The sequence below is a fragment of the Azospirillum largimobile genome (assembly GCF_977007025.2).
Window position 1 is genome coordinate 181,928 of the sequence record NZ_CDRMUA020000004.1, and the last position, 15,238, is coordinate 197,165.

General features: G+C 65.1%; 13 protein-coding genes and 3 pseudogenes. 14 read left to right on the forward strand and 2 right to left on the reverse strand.

The genetic code is table 11. From position 1 onward, the window contains the following. Positions 1-18 precede the first annotated feature (18 nt). Positions 19-624 carry an ANTAR domain-containing response regulator gene (locus ACWPKK_RS22335; RefSeq protein ID WP_452008595.1) on the forward strand — a complete coding sequence of 202 codons (606 nt, stop codon included), beginning with the start codon at positions 19-21 and terminating at the stop codon, positions 622-624. 40 nt (positions 625-664) lie between these two features. On the opposite strand, the gene ACWPKK_RS22340 is transcribed toward ACWPKK_RS22335, so the two are convergent. Beyond that, the gene (locus ACWPKK_RS22340) at positions 665-1,159 is read right to left on the reverse strand and encodes a hypothetical protein (protein ID WP_452008598.1); all 495 of its coding nucleotides are present in this window, start codon (positions 1,157-1,159) and stop codon (positions 665-667) included. A gap of 3 nt (positions 1,160-1,162) precedes the next feature. On the opposite strand from ACWPKK_RS22340, the gene ACWPKK_RS22345 reads away from it, so the two are divergent. From ACWPKK_RS22345 to ACWPKK_RS22395, 11 genes and pseudogenes are all read left to right on the forward strand, one after another. Continuing rightward, the gene (locus ACWPKK_RS22345; RefSeq protein ID WP_452008601.1) at positions 1,163-2,410 is read left to right on the forward strand and encodes a transporter substrate-binding protein; all 1,248 of its coding nucleotides are present in this window, start codon (positions 1,163-1,165) and stop codon (positions 2,408-2,410) included. A gap of 57 nt (positions 2,411-2,467) precedes the next feature. Then, on the forward strand, positions 2,468-3,337 hold the full coding sequence (gene urtB / locus ACWPKK_RS22350; RefSeq protein ID WP_452008604.1) for an urea ABC transporter permease subunit UrtB: 870 nt from the start codon (positions 2,468-2,470) through the stop codon (positions 3,335-3,337). A 118-nt stretch (positions 3,338-3,455) separates the two neighbouring features. Next, positions 3,456-4,583, forward strand: a complete 1,128-nt coding sequence (urtC, locus tag ACWPKK_RS22355) for an urea ABC transporter permease subunit UrtC (protein WP_452008607.1) — start codon at positions 3,456-3,458, stop codon at positions 4,581-4,583. A gap of 14 nt (positions 4,584-4,597) precedes the next feature. Further along, positions 4,598-5,347 (forward strand): urea ABC transporter ATP-binding protein UrtD, encoded by a 750-nt coding sequence (urtD, locus tag ACWPKK_RS22360; RefSeq protein WP_452008610.1) that lies wholly within the window; start codon positions 4,598-4,600, stop codon positions 5,345-5,347. Continuing rightward, positions 5,340-6,035 (forward strand): urea ABC transporter ATP-binding subunit UrtE, encoded by a 696-nt coding sequence (urtE, locus tag ACWPKK_RS22365; RefSeq protein ID WP_452008613.1) that lies wholly within the window; start codon positions 5,340-5,342, stop codon positions 6,033-6,035. The genes urtD and urtE overlap by 8 nt, the downstream gene beginning before the upstream one ends. A 131-nt stretch (positions 6,036-6,166) precedes the next feature. Then, a complete protein-coding gene (locus tag ACWPKK_RS22370) occupies positions 6,167-7,207 on the forward strand; it encodes an aliphatic amidase (RefSeq protein WP_452008616.1) in 1,041 nt (346 codons plus the stop codon). A gap of 128 nt (positions 7,208-7,335) precedes the next feature. Then, on the forward strand, positions 7,336-8,136 hold the full coding sequence (locus tag ACWPKK_RS22375) for an AAA family ATPase (RefSeq protein ID WP_452008619.1): 801 nt from the start codon (positions 7,336-7,338) through the stop codon (positions 8,134-8,136). A 42-nt stretch (positions 8,137-8,178) separates the two neighbouring features. After that, positions 8,179-9,930, forward strand: coding sequence for a hypothetical protein (locus tag ACWPKK_RS22380; protein ID WP_452008622.1), 1,752 nt, complete (start codon positions 8,179-8,181; stop codon positions 9,928-9,930). A 44-nt stretch (positions 9,931-9,974) separates the two neighbouring features. Next, positions 9,975-10,189: pseudogene (locus tag ACWPKK_RS22385) on the forward strand (ISL3-like element ISAzs13 family transposase); the annotation flags it as partial. A 180-nt stretch (positions 10,190-10,369) separates the two neighbouring features. Beyond that, the gene (locus ACWPKK_RS22390; protein WP_452008625.1) at positions 10,370-11,122 is read left to right on the forward strand and encodes an SDR family NAD(P)-dependent oxidoreductase; all 753 of its coding nucleotides are present in this window, start codon (positions 10,370-10,372) and stop codon (positions 11,120-11,122) included. A gap of 93 nt (positions 11,123-11,215) precedes the next feature. Then, positions 11,216-11,350 (forward strand): hypothetical protein, encoded by a 135-nt coding sequence (locus tag ACWPKK_RS22395; protein ID WP_452008628.1) that lies wholly within the window; start codon positions 11,216-11,218, stop codon positions 11,348-11,350. Positions 11,351-11,366: 16 nt separating this feature from the next. On the opposite strand, the pseudogene ACWPKK_RS22400 reads toward ACWPKK_RS22395, so the two are convergent. Beyond that, a pseudogene (locus ACWPKK_RS22400) lies at positions 11,367-12,215 on the reverse strand (IS6 family transposase). Positions 12,216-12,310: 95 nt separating this feature from the next. Here ACWPKK_RS22400 and ACWPKK_RS22405 point away from each other — a divergent pair. Together ACWPKK_RS22405 and ACWPKK_RS22410 are read left to right on the forward strand one after the other, a co-directional pair. Next, positions 12,311-12,664: pseudogene (locus ACWPKK_RS22405) on the forward strand (DDE-type integrase/transposase/recombinase); the annotation flags it as partial. Between the two features lie 343 nt (positions 12,665-13,007). Next, positions 13,008-15,083 carry a recombinase family protein gene (locus ACWPKK_RS22410; protein ID WP_452004842.1) on the forward strand — a complete coding sequence of 692 codons (2,076 nt, stop codon included), beginning with the start codon at positions 13,008-13,010 and terminating at the stop codon, positions 15,081-15,083. Positions 15,084-15,238 lie beyond the last annotated feature (155 nt).

The window sequence follows — 15,238 nt, forward strand, 5'->3', positions numbered from 1 at the left end:
AAACGGGGCAAGCGCTGCATGTCGATCAATCTGCTCCGCGACATCCGTTCCTTTCGCGTTGTGGTCATCCATCCGCAGGATGCTGAGGCGGAGGAACTGTTGCGCCAGCTCCAGCGGATCGGCTGCCAGGCCCGGGCCGAATGGCCGCCGCCCAAGGACCGTCCCAGCGGCGTCGATCTGATCTTTCTCGACATGACCCAGTTGTTGTCGGGACAGGGACGGCTGTCCTGGTCCACCGCCGACGAAGGACCGCCGATCGTCGCCGTGCTCGACTACGAGAGTCCGACCGTGCTGAAGGCCTTGGTCGATTACGGGGTGCGCGGCTTCGTCAGCAAGCCGATCCGCGCCTTCGGCCTGCTGACCACTATGTTCATGGTCCACCGTGCCGCGGAGGGGGAGCGTGGCATGCGCAAGCGCCTTCAGAAAGTCGAGCAGCGGCTGGACGGCATCAAGAAGGTGAGCAAGGCCAAGGCGATCCTGATCGAGCAGCGGCGGATCACCGAGGAGGAAGCCTACCGGTTCATCCGCGAGCGCGCCATGGCCCGGCGGACGACGATCGAGGCGGTCGCCGCCGCCATCATCGACGCCAGCGAAATGCTCATGGCAGAAAATTCGACTCGCTGATCATTTTTGATATTGACGGTAAGGCGACGGGATGTGCATCTTACTGAGCAAGTGAAGCAAATCGCTCGAGTCCGCCAATGATGTCGGATTGACGAGCAGGCGATGGTGCCCCGGAAGGTGTGAAAGCCTTGTTGGGGTTTTTTGTTTTTGAACCTAACGTACCGACGCGCACTCCGGCACCACAGATGCGAAGGAGGCCGATGGGCAGGTTTGTGCAGGGATAAATCTGATCGTTCAATCTATACGGATCGGTGCGACGCATTTCTTGTCGCGCAATACTGTTGCTTTGCTTGGCGCCTGATCCATTCGGGGCCAGGAAAAACAATACTGCATAATCAGCGCCGCCATTCGTTGAATATTTTAAAATTTGATCATTCAATTTGAGAACGCACCAGGCACACCCCGCCGATGACGCCGGGAGATGCGCCGAGGCAATGAAGCCCCAGCAGGCCGCCAGCCTGGGTGGGGCTTTTTTTGTGCGCTCTCCTGTCTGTGCCGAAGAACCAGCAAAAACAGGCAAACGAGGAGGAAACACGTCATGACCTTCACACGGCGTAATTTTCTGAAATCGACGGCCGTCGCCGGGGTGGCCGGATCGGTCGGTTTCCCGCACATCTGGATAAAGGACAGCGGTGTCGCCTGGGCGGCAAACGGCGAGATCAAGGTCGGCGTTCTCTTCTCGCTGACCGGCACCACCGCGGTCGTCGAGAAGTCGATGCACAACGCCACCCTGATGGCCATCGACGAGATCAACGCCGCCGGCGGCATCAACGGGATGAAGCTCACCGCTGTCGTCGAGGACCCGGCCTCCGACCCCGCCACTTTCGCCGACAAGGCCAACAAGTTGGTGCTGAACGACAAGTGCGTCAGCGTCTTCGGCTCTTACACCTCCGCCTCGCGCAAGGCGGTGCTGCCGGTCTTCGAGAAGCGCAAGAACCTTTACTGGTACCCGACGCTCTACGAAGGCCGCGAGTGCTCCAAGAACGTCATGTACACCGGGGCGGTGCCCAACCAGCAGCAGAAGGAGTTCATCCCCTGGCTGGTCAAGACCTTCGGCAAGAAGTTCTACCTGATCGGCTCCAACTACATCTACCCGAAAGAAGAGAACAACGTCTGCAAGATCCTGCTGAAGGAGCTGGGCGGCGAGGTGGTCGGCGAGGAATATGTGCCGCTCGGCCATTCGGAATTCGGCTCGGTGCTGAACAAGTTCCGCGAGACTAAGCCGGACGTGATCTTCTCCACCGTAGTCGGCGACAGCGTGATCGCGCTGCACAAGCAGTACAAGGCGGCGGGTTTCAATCCAGACAAAATGCCGATGGCCAGCCTGACCACGTCGGAGGTGGAGATCGCGGCGATGGGCGGCGAGTACGCCGCCGGCCACTTCACCTCCGCCCCGTACTTCATGGGCCACCAGTCCAAGGAGAACGCGGCCTTCGTCGAGAACTACCAGAAGCGCTTCGGCAAGGATTCGGTGACGCACTTCGTGTCGGAGGCGGCGTATTTCCAGATGCACCTGTTCCGCAAGGCGGCGGAGACGATCGGCAAGGGCGACATCACCCCCATCGCCATCCGCGACGCAACGGCGGGCCTCGAGATCTTGGCGCCGCAGGGCAAGGTGAAGGTCGATGGCGACAACCTGCACTGCTACCTGTGGCCGAAGATCGGCCAGGCCCAGGCCGATGGCCAGTTCAAGGTCATCCAGCAATCGGCGGATTGGGTGAAGCCGGAGCCCTATTGGGCCTATCCCGGCCAGAGCTGCACCAAGGATGGCCTGAAGGGTGCGTGAGCAATAGGAACGGGCAGGGGAGGGCGTCGCCCGACACCGTCCCCGTCGGAGGGGCTTATGGATATTTTCTTCGGTCAACTCTTCACCGGGCTCAGCATCGCCTCGATCCTGCTGCTGGTGGCACTCGGCCTTGCGATCATCTACGGTGCGATGGGGGTCATCAACCTCGCCCATGGCGAGTTCGTCATGCTGGGTGCCTACGGAACCTGGTTCCTCCAGTCCCAGTTCGGCCTTCCGCTGATCCCCTGCCTGCTGCTGGTGTTCTTCATGGTGGCGGCGGCCGGCTGGGTGGTCGAGAGCACGGTGGTCCGCTTCCTCTACCACCGGCCGCTCGACACCATCCTGGCGACATGGGGCATCGGCATCATGCTGCAACAGGCGGTGCGTCTGTCCGCCGGGGCTGAGCTGCGCTACGTCCAGACGCCGGAGTTCCTGTCCGGCAGCATCGACATCGCCGGAGTCGGCATCCCCAGCTACCGCCTGTTCATCCTGGCGCTGACCGCCGCCCTGCTGGCGCTGACCTGGTTCCTCATCCAACGGACGGAGTTCGGCATGAAGCTGCGCGCCGTCACCCAGAACCGCGAGATGGCCAGCTGCTACGGCATCAACAGCGCCAGGGTCTACAGCCTGACCTTCGCCTTCGGTTCCGGCCTTGCCGGGCTGGCCGGCGCGCTTGTGGCGCCAATCAAGAGCGTCGCGCCGGACATGGGCACCAACTTCGTGGTCGATGCCTTCATGGTGGTGGTGGTCGGTGGCGTCGGCAGCCTGATCGGCACGGTGGTCAGTTCCGGCCTGCTCGGCAGCGGCACCGCGGGCATCGCCTTCCTGCTGAACGACACGCTGGCCAAGGCGCTGGTCTTCCTGGCGGTTGTGGTCCTGGTGCGCTTCCGTCCGCAGGGCCTGTTCGTCGATCAGCGGCGCCGGTGAGGAGGGAGTGGCGATGACCAGTGTCCAGTTCCCCGATGACCAGCCTGCCAACCTTGGCCAACCAGATCTCCGCAACGGGGCAAGTCCCCCGGCCAGTCCCGTCGCCCGGAGTCCGCTTATGTCGAAATCGACCCTGTCGCGCAGCAAGCCCTACGCCCAGTTCGCAGCCTATCTCGTGTTCTGCGCCGTCATCCTGGCGGTTCCCAGCTTCGTCACCGACGCCTTCCTGCTGAACAAGTTCGCCCGCTATCTGGCGCTAGGCCTCGCGGCTGCCGCGCTGGCGCTCAGCTGGGGCTATGCCGGCATCCTCAATCTGGGGCAAGGGGTCAGCTTCGGCATCGGCGCCTATGCCATCGCCATGCATCTGAAGCTGAAGACCAGCCCAGTCCACACCGGGTCGGCCGGCCTGCCGGACTTCATGGTGTGGAACAACCTCGATCACCTGCCCTGGTTCTGGCAACCCTTCCATTCCAGCCTGTTCGCGGTGCTGGCCGGTGTCCTGGTTCCGGTGGTGGTGGCGCTGCTGCTCGGCTCCTTCATGTTCCGAGCCCGCATCGCCGGGGTCTATGTCGCCATCATCACGCTCGCCATGCTGGCGGTGGTCAATCTGCTGTTCATCGACCAGCAGGCCTACACCGGCGGCTTCAACGGCATCACCGATTTGGCGTGGCTGGAGGTCGGCAGCATCACCTTCGATCCCTACAGTCCCGCTTTCTATTATCTGTCCGCCGGGGCGTTGTCGCTGTGCCTGCTGCTCGGCCTCGCCTTCACCCGCAGCAAGGCCGGGCTGATCTTCCAGGCCATCCGCAATGACGCCGACCGCGTGCGCTTCTTCGGCTACGACGTCGCCGCTTATCAGTCGCTCGCCTTCGCGGTGTCGGCCGGCATGGCCGGGCTGGCCGGCATGCTCTACGCCATGGTGCTTGAATTCGCTTCGCCCACCTTCATGGGGGTGTCGCTCAGCCTGTCGATGGTGATCTGGGCGGCGGTCGGCGGGCGCGGCTCGCTCTTGGGGGCCGCCATCGGCGCCATCCTGGTCAACTTCATGCAGGGCAGCCTGTCCGAGAGCTTCCTCGACACTTGGCAGCTCATCCTCGGCGGCATGTTCATTCTGGTCGTGGTCTTCCTGCCCAACGGCTTGTCGAGCCTGATCGGCATCCTGTCAGACCGCCTGACCCGCCCGTCCCGTCCCAAGGCGGACGCCGCCCTTACCGATGCGCCGCATGCCCGCCACACGCTGAGCTGAAGGAGACGACCGACATGGCCTATCTCGAACTCCACGGCCTGGAAGTCAGCTTCGACGGCTTCAAGGCGGTCAACGGCCTGGATCTGACGGTCGAGCGCGGCGAGCTACGCTGCCTGCTGGGTGCCAACGGGGCCGGCAAGTCCACCACCCTGGACCTGATTTGCGGCCGCACTCAGCCGACCGGCGGGCGCATCCTGCTCAACGGCCAGGACATCACCCATGCGCCGGAATATCGGCGCGCCCGTCACGGGGTGGGCCGCAAGTTCCAGGTGCCCAGCGTGTTCAAGGAGTTGACGGTGCGCGAAAATCTGGAGGTGGCGCATTCCCGGCACCCCGGCCCGGCCCGGACCGTCCGCCTGTTCCCCGGCCTCCGCCCAAACCGGCGCATCGCCGAGGTGCTTGAGATCGTCGAATTGACGGACGAACTGGACACCAGGGCCGCCTTCCTGTCGCACGGTCAGACGCAATGGCTGGAGATCGCCATGCTGCTGGTCCAGGACAGCGCCCTGATCCTGATGGACGAGCCGACCGCCGGCATGACCATCCAGGAGACCGGCAAGACTTCGCGCATCTTCCAGCGGCTGCGCGGCAGGCACACGCTGATCGTGGTCGAGCACGACATGGGCTTCGTCCGCGAGATCGCCGAGACCATCACCGTGCTGCACCAGGGCAAGCGCCTTTCCGAAGGATCGATCCACCATGTGGAGAACGATCCCAAGGTGCGCGAGGCCTATCTCGGAAGCGGGGGCATCTCCCATGCTTGACATGACCGACGTTTATTCCTTCTACGGCAGCAGCCCGGTATTGCAGAACGTCAGCTTCGCGGTGCCCAAGGGCAGTCTGCTCAGCGTGCTGGGCCGCAACGGAGTGGGGAAGACCACGTTGATGCGGACCATCATGGGGCTGACCGACCGGGTCACCGGCTGGATCGGGTTGGGCGGCAGCGACATCCGGAGCGAGCCGACCTACCGCCGCGCCGGCCTCGGCATCGGCTACGTCCCGCAGGGGCGCGGCATCATAGGCAAATTCACCATTCGCGAGAACATTCTGATGGGCACCTTCGCCCGTCCGGATGGCAAGCGCGAGGTCCCGCCCCTGGTATTCGAGATGTTCCCCTATCTGCGGGACAACCTGAACCGGAAGGGCGGCGACCTGTCCGGCGGGCAACAGCAGCAGCTGGCGATCGCGCGGGCGTTGGCCGCAAATCCGCAGGTCCTGCTGCTGGATGAACCGACCGAGGGCATCCAGCCCAACATCGTAGAACAGATCCAGGGCGTGATCATGACCCTGAACCGCCAGTACGGCATCACCGTCGTGCTGGTCGAACAGAATGTGACGTTCGCCCGGCAGGCCTCCGACATCTTCCTGATGCTCGACAAGGGGCGGGTAGCCGCCCACGGGCCGACGGAGAGCCTGACCGACGAGCTGGTGCACCGGCACATGGCCGTCTAGGCCACAGTTCCGGTCCCATTCCTCTCAACCCCGAAACACGGGTTCGCCGTCCCGCCACGCAGCGGGACGGAACGCCCTCTCCTTGTCCATCCACAGACCAAGTCATCCACTGACCAGGAAGGAAACACACCATGTTGCACGGCGATATTTCCAGCAGCAAGGACACCGTCGGCGTCGCGGTCGTGAACTACAAGATGCCGCGCCTGCACACCAAGGCCGAGGTCCTCGACAATGCCCGCAAGATCGCGGAGATGGTCCAGGGCATGAAGGTCGGCCTGCCGGGCATGGATTTGGTGATCTTCCCGGAATACTCGACCCACGGGATCATGTACGATTCCAAGGAGATGTACGAGACCGCCTCGTCGATCCCCGGCGACGAGACGGAGATTTTTGCGGACGCCTGCCGTAAGGCGAAGGTCTGGGGCGTCTTCTCCCTGACCGGCGAGCGGCATGAGGAGCATCCGCACAAGGCGCCCTACAACACGTTGATCCTGATGAACGACAAGGGCGAGATCGTTCAGAAATACCGCAAGATCATGCCGTGGGTCCCGATCGAAGGCTGGTATCCCGGCAACTGCACCTTCGTCACCGACGGGCCGAAGGGGCTGAAGATCAGCCTGATCATCTGCGACGACGGCAACTATCCGGAGATCTGGCGCGACTGCGCCATGAAGGGCGCCGAACTGATCATCCGCTGCCAGGGTTACATGTATCCGGCCAAGGAGCAGCAGGTCATCATGTCCAAGGCAATGGCCTGGGCCAACAACACCTACGTCGCGGTGGCGAACGCCGCGGGCTTCGACGGGGTCTATTCCTACTTCGGCCATTCCGCCATCATCGGTTTCGACGGCCGGACGCTGGGCGAGTGCGGTACCGAGGAGAACGGCATCCAGTATGCCCAGCTCTCCACCTCGCTGATCCGCGACGCGCGCAAGAACATGCAGTCGCAAAACCACCTCTTCAAGCTGGTCCACCGTGGCTATACCGGCAAGATCAACTCCGGCGAGGATTCGAAGGGCGAGGCGGCCTGCGCCTACAGCTTCTACCATGACTGGATCAACGATCCGGAAGGAACCCGCGCACGTGTCGAGGCGATGACCCGCGGCACCGTCGGCACGGAGGAATGCCCGATCGACGGCATCCCCAACCCGGAAACTGCACTGCATCGCTGAACGACCGGGGTCCGTCCGTCTGATTTCCCGGAGGATCCGGTGGACGGCGCGGCGGGCGAAGGGGGACGCCCGCCGCCTCTCTCCGAAGCGAGACCATTCACCGCGACAACTCATAAGGAGACGCGCCGATGGCGCTGGACGCACACCGGATTTCGGAGGAGCCCTATTACCGGCCGGTCGCCGGGGAGGTGGCGCTGTTCGAGGCCGCCTATGCGGCGCGCATGCCGATGATGCTGAAGGGCCCCACCGGCTGCGGCAAGACCCGCTTCATCGAGCACATGGCATGGCGGCTCCGCCGGCCGCTGGTGACGGTGGCCTGCCACGAAGACATGACCGCGTCGGATCTGGTCGGGCGCTTCCTGCTCGATCCCGGCGGCACCGTCTGGCACGACGGGCCGCTGACCCAGGCGGTGCGGCACGGCGCCATCTGCTATCTCGACGAGATCGTCGAAGCCCGCCAGGACACCACCGTCGTCATCCACCCGCTGACCGACGCCCGCCGCATCCTGCCGCTGGAGAAGCGCAACGAACTGGTCCAGGCACATCCGGACTTCCAACTGGTGATCTCCTACAACCCCGGCTACCAGAGCGTCCTTAAGGACTTGAAGGAATCGACCAAGCAGCGCTTCGCCGCCATTGAGTTCGGCTACCCCGGCGCCGCGGTGGAGGCGGAGATCGTCGCCCATGAGTCCGGCGTCGATGCCGACACCGCGGCATTGCTGGTCCGCATCGCCGCAAGTTCGCGCAACCTCAAGGGCCACGGGCTGCAGGAGGGGGTTTCCACCCGCATGCTGATCCATGCAGGCCGGCTGGTGGCGCAGGGGATCACCCTGGAGACCGCCTGCCGGATCGCGCTGGTCCTGCCGATCACCGACGACGCCGATGTGCGGGATGCCTTCTCCGCCGCCGTGTCGGCGGCAATCGCCTAATCCATCCCTCTTTTGGGGAGAGCGAACTAGACCGGAGGCCAAATGCCCGACGACCAGTCGCGCCAATTTCCCGCCGAAGCTGCCTTCTACTCCGTCGAGCGCCGGTTGGTCGCCTATCTGGTCGCCCTGTGGCGGTTGCGGGTGCCGATCCGCCATGCCAAGCCGGATGCCGCCGGCAACCCGCCGCGGCGGGTCAGCCTCTCGGACGGGCTGATCTGGATGCCCGGGACCTTCCGCGGCGTCGATGGTCGCCGTTCCGGCGCGCTGTTCCGCGCGGCCTTGGTCCACGCGGGGGCGCATCTGCGCTTCACCGGCCCGCGTTTTCCAGCCGCCGGGCTGAAGCCGCTGCAACTGGCGCTGGTCTCGCTGATCGAGGATTCCCGGGTCGAGCATCTGGCGATGCGCGAGCATCCTGGCCTGCTGCGGATCTGGCGGCCATTTCACGTCGCCGAACCGAATGGCGCCGGCACCGCACCCGCCCTGATGGCGCGGCTGGCCCGTGCGCTGATCGACCCTGACCATTGCGACGACGACGCTTGGGTGGCCAAGGGCAGGCGCCTGTTCTTCGAGGCGGAGTCCGAGTGGCACAGCCCGGCGCTCAGCCGCCGGATCGGCGGGCTGCTGGGCAACGACCTCGGCCAGATGCGGGTGCAGTTCAATTCCAAGGATTATATCGTCGAGCCGGCCTACCGCGACGACAATCTCGGCCTGTGGGACCATGGTGAGGCGCCGCCAATCCCGCCCAGCGACGCCGAAACCGTGTTCGAGGCCTTCCGCACCGAGCAGGAGGAACGCGACCAAGGCCGCCCCGACGATCAGGTGGGGGAGGGAGCCACTCCGGCCAGGCTGTCCGCCACTGACGTCCCCGCCCGCGCGGTGGGGGAGGAGGAGATTACCGCCCCGCCGCTGCGCTACCCGGAATGGGACTACCGCGTCGGCATCGACCGTCCCGATTGGGTGGTGCTGAACGAACGCCGGACCGAGCCCGGCGACCCCGCCGTTATCGCCCGCATCGTCGAGCGTCATCAGGCGACCGCTGACCGGCTGACCGCGCTGGTCCGCTCGGCCAAGGTCAGCCGACCGGTGCGGCTGCGCCGGCAGCCGGAGGGCGACCGCATGGATCTGGACGCCTGCATCGACGCGATGGTCAGCCACCGCCGCGGCGAGGCTCCCGATCCGCGGGTGCATGAGGTGCTGGTCCGCCGCAACCGCGACCTGTCGGTCCTGCTGCTGCTCGACGTCTCCGCCTCGACCGACGATCCTATCGCCGGGGGCGGACGCAGCGTTCTGTCCGTCGAGCGGGAGGCCGCGACCCTGTTCGCCCAGGCACTGGACGAGTTGGGCGATCCCTTCGCCATCCATGCCTTCCGGTCCAACGGGCGGCAGGATGTCAGCTATTACCGGATCAAGGCATTCCGCCAGCCTTACGATGCCCCTGCCAAGGGGCGGATGGCCGGATTGAAGGCCGGCCTGTCCACCCGGCTCGGCACCGCGTTGCGCCATGCCGGACGTCTGCTGGAACAGCAAACGACCCATCGCCGCCTGCTGTTGGTGGTGACCGACGGAGAGCCATCGGACATCGACGTCGCCGACCGGCGCTACCTGCTGGACGACGCCCGCCGCGCCGTGCTGGGGCTGGCGTCGCGGGGGATCGACTGCTTCGTGATCGGGCTTGATCCTCAGGGCCGCGATTACCTGACCCGGATGTTCGGGGCACGCAACGTCATGGTGATCGACCGCGCCGAAAAGCTGCCGGAGGTGCTGCCGACCTTCTATCTGCGGCTGTCGACATGAGAAGCGGTGTCCAGTACTCTTCTGCTGATGCCTCTGCGGGAAACCGTCTGGTGCGGGTGTGGCTGCGATCCGCGCAACCGCCGGCATGGCGTCGGCCAGCCAAGGGGAGCCGGCTTGATCCGTTCCTCGGTCACCTGCGACAGCGTTGGGATGACGGCCGCCACAGCGCCGCTCAGCTCTGGCGGGAGATCGAGGCCCTAACTTCCCCGGTCAGCGGACACTGGCTCGGATCCGGGTACGGCCTCCGCGACAGGCCGTATGAAGCGCAACGTCAGCGGTCTGCCGCCACGCCCTGAGCAACCAGGGCTTTTTCAACCGGCAGGGGCGCCCACGCCCACTTGGTTGACCACGGTCAAGACTCACGGACCTGATTTCTCCGATGCTTCCGACGTCGGGATCCACACGGCTCCCGGTCTCAATCTCGAACAGGAAGACCCTCATGGCGAAGCTTCTGGACGGCAAGGTCGCCGTCGTTACCGGCGGTAGCAGCGGCATCGGCGCATCCATTGTCGAACGCTATCTGGCCGAGGGCGCCAAGGTCGCCGTCTTCGCCCGCAGCGCCGGGGCGCTTCAGGATCTCGCCGCACGGAATCCGGACCAGGTGCTGGCCGTGCCTGGCGACGTCACCGTGCGCGCCGACCTCGAGCGTCTGGTCAAGGAGACGATTGAGCGCTTCGGCGAGGTGGACGTGGTGGTGCCAAACGCCGGCATCGCCAAGGTGGTCTCCTTCGCCGACAGCGACGAACAGGCCATCGACGAGCAATTCTCGGTCAATTTCGTCGGGGCGCTGCAGACCGCGCGACTGTTCCTGCCGCACGTGCGCCGGGGCGGCTCGATCGTCTTCGTCACCACATTCCTGGTGCAGGTTGGCTTCCCCGGTCTTGCGATTTACAGCGCCAGCAAGGCGGCGCTGACCTCGGCGACCAAGACACTGGCGGCTGAGCTGGCACCGCAGGGCATCCGGGTGAATGCCGTCGCCCCCGGCCCGATCGCCACACCGATCTGGAGCAAGGTTGGCCTGCCCGAGGACGCGCTGGGCCAGGTCGCCGCCACCGTCACGGCCCGGTTGTTCCCCGGCGCGTTCGGCGCCCCGGAGAGCATCGCCGACGCGGCGCTGTTCCTCGCCTCCGATCAGGCAAAGAACATCTACGGCCAGGAGCTAGTGGTCGACGGCGGCTATACGGTCGGATGAGAAGCGCTTCAGCCAGGGCCGTCGCCGGTCGGCGGCGCTGGGCACAGCGCCAGCTTGTAGCACGGAGGTGGCGCAGTTTGAAGAGGCCCGGCTTTGGCACACAAATCGACGCGTGGGCGGAGTTCACCGGCGGCCAGTGGTGATCAGGCGACGTTGCGGGTGGTCGGCATGCCCAAGCTGGACATGATGTTCATGACCTGGTTCCGTCAGGTGTCGCGCCAAGCCTGAGCTGACGGCCCGATGGTCAGCAGGAGGACGCCATGAAATTCGCGGCGGCGATCATGTCGCGCAGGGCGGCGACCTGCTGGACATGGATTGCCCGTCGCTGGGCCTCTGGGATGTGTTGGTTGTGCCGGGTTGCCGGGCACAGGAAGTTGCGGACCTCGTCGTGGGCTCGGCAGAACCGGTGTGCACTGGTGGAGAACTTGAATCCGCGCGTCGGCCGGGTACGGCCTTTCACCCCGCGTTAAGCTTGTTCCATATGGTTGTTATTTCATCCGTTGAACTTCGACGTGCGGTGCTCGACGTCGTCCTCGAAGACCTCGGGGAAGGCCGGCGGGTAGCTGGCGGACTTGTCGGTGGTGATGGTCTCCGGCATGATGCCGGTCACCTCAATGGCCGAGCGGAAGAACGCTTCGGCGGCAGCCTGGTCGCGGTTGGCGCTGAGATGGACATCGACCAAGTGAGCATCGCTGTCGATGGGGCGGTACAGCCACTGCCATCGCCCGCCGACCTTCAGGGACGTCTCATCAACGAGCCAACTACGGCCGATCTTGCCCCCGCGTCGCTGGCGCAGGGCACCGGTGAGCAACGGGCCCAGTTTGGTTTCCCCGTCACGCACCGCCTCGTGCGAGAAGACCAAGCCACGCAGGAGCAGGATTTCGGTCAGATCGCGCAGGCTCAGCTTGAACCGGAGGCGCCACAGCACGATCAGGAAGACGACGTCGGAAGACACCTGCAGGCGGTTCAGCACCGAGCCGGTGCGCTCGTTGAAACCACGCCCACCCTCCTGGCAGCGGAAGCGGCGGTAGCCGTGGGCCGTCCGGTCCGAACTCTCCGGCGTCGCGGTCGAAGAGCAGCGTAGGCAATGCATCGGTCGCCTCCGGAATGAATGTGATCCTCTACGTCAGACCTGCGCCGTCAAACAAGCTGGCGCGAAGGCTCAGAACCTGTTCATAGACGTCATGCTTCCGCAAGGCGCCGAGGCAGGCCCATGCGGTCAACCCACGCACCATTACCGTCGACAAGAAAGCCGCCTACCCCAGCGCGACTAAAGCGATGAAGAAAGACAATGAGCTGTGGCGCTTTGCCAAGATGCGGCAAGTCAAATATTTCAATAATATCGTTGAACAGGATCACCGCCAGGTCAAGCGGTTGGTCCGGCCGGGGCTTGGGTTCAAGAGCTTCCACACCGCGCGCCGGACGACCGCGGGCTACGAGAGCCTGGCGATGGGTCGCAAAGGGCAGATCGCCGCCATGCCCGCCAACGACATCTCGGCCCAGGCCGCTTTCGTCGCCAACCTGTTCGGGGTTGCCGCCTAAAGTTGCTGAGCCGGGGCGCGATCACCCTCGGCCAGCCTTTGCAACGAAACCGCTGGTCGTGCCAGACAACATCACGCTGGTACCGCTGCCGCCCTACAGTCCCGAGCTGAACCCGGTCGAAAACACACCGGCAGGGAACCTCTGAAACGACGGTTCTGTTGACACCACGGCTGGGGCATGAGGCTCTTCATGCTCTGGCCGTCTGGATGGCGCGACATCATGAGCAGTTCAAGGCAGGAAGCGATCCAGTGGCTGGAACTGCCGCCCGACCGGCGGCGGCGACTGATCGTGCTGGTGGCCAGCCTGATCCGAAGCCGCCTGGTTGCGGCCCAGGAGGCCAGTGATGAACCAAGATTCGCCTCTAACCGAGCCGCCGTTCCCCGACAAGGTCCGATCCCGCCATCGTGATCGGCAGGCGGTGGTCTATGTCCGCCAGTCAACCATGCGGCAGGTCGAGCGGAACCAGGAATCGACCCGCCTGCAATATGCGCTCGCGGAGCGGGCTTGCCGGCTCGGATGGCGCCGCGAGCAGGTGATGGTCATCGACGATGATCTCGGGCGCTCCGCCGTCTCCACCTTGGACAGACCCGGCTTCCAGCGCCTTGTTGCCGAAGTTGGCCTCAACCATGTCGGCCTCGTGCTCGGCATTGAGGTGTCCCGACTGGCGCGCTCGTGCCGCGACTGGCACCAACTGCTGGAAATGTGCGCGCTCTTCGACACCCTGATCGGCGACGCCGATGGGATCTACGACCCGTCCATTTACAACGATCGTCTGCTGCTGGGGCTGAAGGGCACGATGAGCGAGGCGGAGTTGCACATCCTGAAGGCCCGCATGCTCGAGGGTCGGCGTGCCAAAGCCGCGCGTGGCGCCTTGGTCGTGGGCTTGCCGCGTGGTTTCGTCATCCGACCGTCCGGCGAGGTTGCCCTCGATCCGGATGAGCAGGTCCAGGCCGCCGTCCGGCTGGTTTTCGCTGTGTTCGAGCGTCGGCGCTCGGTGAACGGGGTGCTGCGCTATCTGGTCGAGCATGATCTCAGGCTCCCCGACCGCATCCGAACGGGACCGCGCAAGGGTGAGGTGCGCTGGAGCCGTCCCAACCGGGCCACCATCGGCGACATGCTCCATCATCCCGCCTATGCCGGCGCCTACGTGTATGGCCGGCGGCGACAAGATGCCCGACTGCGGCAACCGGGCAAACCCCACAGCGGCCGGCGCCTCGTGCACGATCCCGCCGCGTGGACGGTACTGCGCCGGGACTGCTGGCCGGCCTATATTGACTGGAACACCTTCGAGCGGAATCAGGAGCAGATGGCTGCGAACCGCTCCCGACAGAATGGCGTTCCCCGCGGTGGACCGGCTCTCCTCGCGGGGCTGGTGCGGTGCGGCCGATGCGGGCGGCGCATGTCCATGAGCTACCGCGACGGGGGAACCGAGGCGCGCTATCTGTGCTGCCAACTCCAGACGACGTTCGGTGGACCGCGCTGCCAATCGGTCAGCGCCCGACCGGTGGACGCGCTGGTCGCCGCTCTGATGCTCGAGGCGCTTGCCCCCTCGGCGATCGAATTGAGCCTCCAGGCCGCCGAGGACCTCGAACTCGAACGCGAGCAACGGCACCGGCAATGGCGGCTTCGGCTCGAGCGCGCCGATTATGAGATGACATCGGCGCGACGGCGCTACGAGGCCGTGGACCCGGAAAACCGTCTGGTTGCCCGCACCCTGGAACGGGACTGGGAGGCGGCCATCGCCGCCAGAGATGCCGCGCAAGCCGAGCATGACCGAGCCTTGGCGCGGGAACCTTTGCGCCTGAGCGAAGCCGAAAAGCAGGCGGTGCATCAGTTGGCCGCGGACGTCCCGGCGCTGTGGAGAGAGGCCACGACCACAGCAGCGGATCGGCAGGCGATCGCACGGGCCATGCTGGACCGGGTGGTCATCCGCGTCGAGGAGGACACCGAATGGGTCCGGGTCGAATGCCACTGGGCCGGCGGCGTCCAGACTCACCATGAGGTCACGCGCCCAATCCGCCGTTTCAAGCAGTTGAAGAATTATGAGCGGCTGATCGCCCGCTTGAGCGAACTGCGCGGTGAAGGGCGAACGGCGGAGGTGATCGCCGAGGTTCTGAACACGGAGGGCTGGCGGCCAGCGAAACGGGCGATGTTCAACGCGCCCATGGTCCGCCGTCTGCTTCAGCGGCACGGGATCGCAGCCCTACGACCAATCTGGTCACAGGACGTGCCGCGAGGCGCGGAGGACGAGTTGACCCTTCAAGAGGTTGCCGAACACCTGGGAGTGCATCGCCAAACGGTCTACGGCTGGCTCCGACGCGGACGCATCAAGGGCCATCTGGCACAGGTCGGCGGCCAACGGATTTGGCTTGTCCGCTTGCGGGATCTCCCAACTCAGGACGCCTCCGTTACCGGCTGAGCCCTTCAGCAGGAACCCAACAGAGAGAGGTCCCATGGCAAAACTATCGAGCGCGTCTGGCTGTGCCTGCGCGAGCGTTTTCTGTCCCACCGGCTCCTGGACGACTACGAGGCCGTCGTTCAGGCCTGCTGTAACGCCTGGAACGCCCTCACCGC

What these genes read in the sequence shown, in the direction of transcription:
- ACWPKK_RS22370 (WP_452008616.1), top strand. Translation starts at nt 6,167, where the DNA reads ATGTTGCACGGCGATATTTCCAGCAGCAAGGACACCGTCGGCGTCGCG.
- ACWPKK_RS22335 (WP_452008595.1), top strand. Translation starts at nt 19, where the DNA reads ATGTCGATCAATCTGCTCCGCGACATCCGTTCCTTTCGCGTTGTGGTC.
- urtC (WP_452008607.1), top strand. Translation starts at nt 3,456, where the DNA reads ATGTCGAAATCGACCCTGTCGCGCAGCAAGCCCTACGCCCAGTTCGCA.
- ACWPKK_RS22410 (WP_452004842.1), top strand. Translation starts at nt 13,008, where the DNA reads ATGAACCAAGATTCGCCTCTAACCGAGCCGCCGTTCCCCGACAAGGTC.
- ACWPKK_RS22345 (WP_452008601.1), top strand. Translation starts at nt 1,163, where the DNA reads ATGACCTTCACACGGCGTAATTTTCTGAAATCGACGGCCGTCGCCGGG.
- ACWPKK_RS22390 (WP_452008625.1), top strand. Translation starts at nt 10,370, where the DNA reads ATGGCGAAGCTTCTGGACGGCAAGGTCGCCGTCGTTACCGGCGGTAGC.
- urtB (WP_452008604.1), top strand. Translation starts at nt 2,468, where the DNA reads ATGGATATTTTCTTCGGTCAACTCTTCACCGGGCTCAGCATCGCCTCG.
- ACWPKK_RS22375 (WP_452008619.1), top strand. Translation starts at nt 7,336, where the DNA reads ATGGCGCTGGACGCACACCGGATTTCGGAGGAGCCCTATTACCGGCCG.
- urtD (WP_452008610.1), top strand. Translation starts at nt 4,598, where the DNA reads ATGGCCTATCTCGAACTCCACGGCCTGGAAGTCAGCTTCGACGGCTTC.
- urtE (WP_452008613.1), top strand. Translation starts at nt 5,340, where the DNA reads ATGCTTGACATGACCGACGTTTATTCCTTCTACGGCAGCAGCCCGGTA.
- ACWPKK_RS22380 (WP_452008622.1), top strand. Translation starts at nt 8,179, where the DNA reads ATGCCCGACGACCAGTCGCGCCAATTTCCCGCCGAAGCTGCCTTCTAC.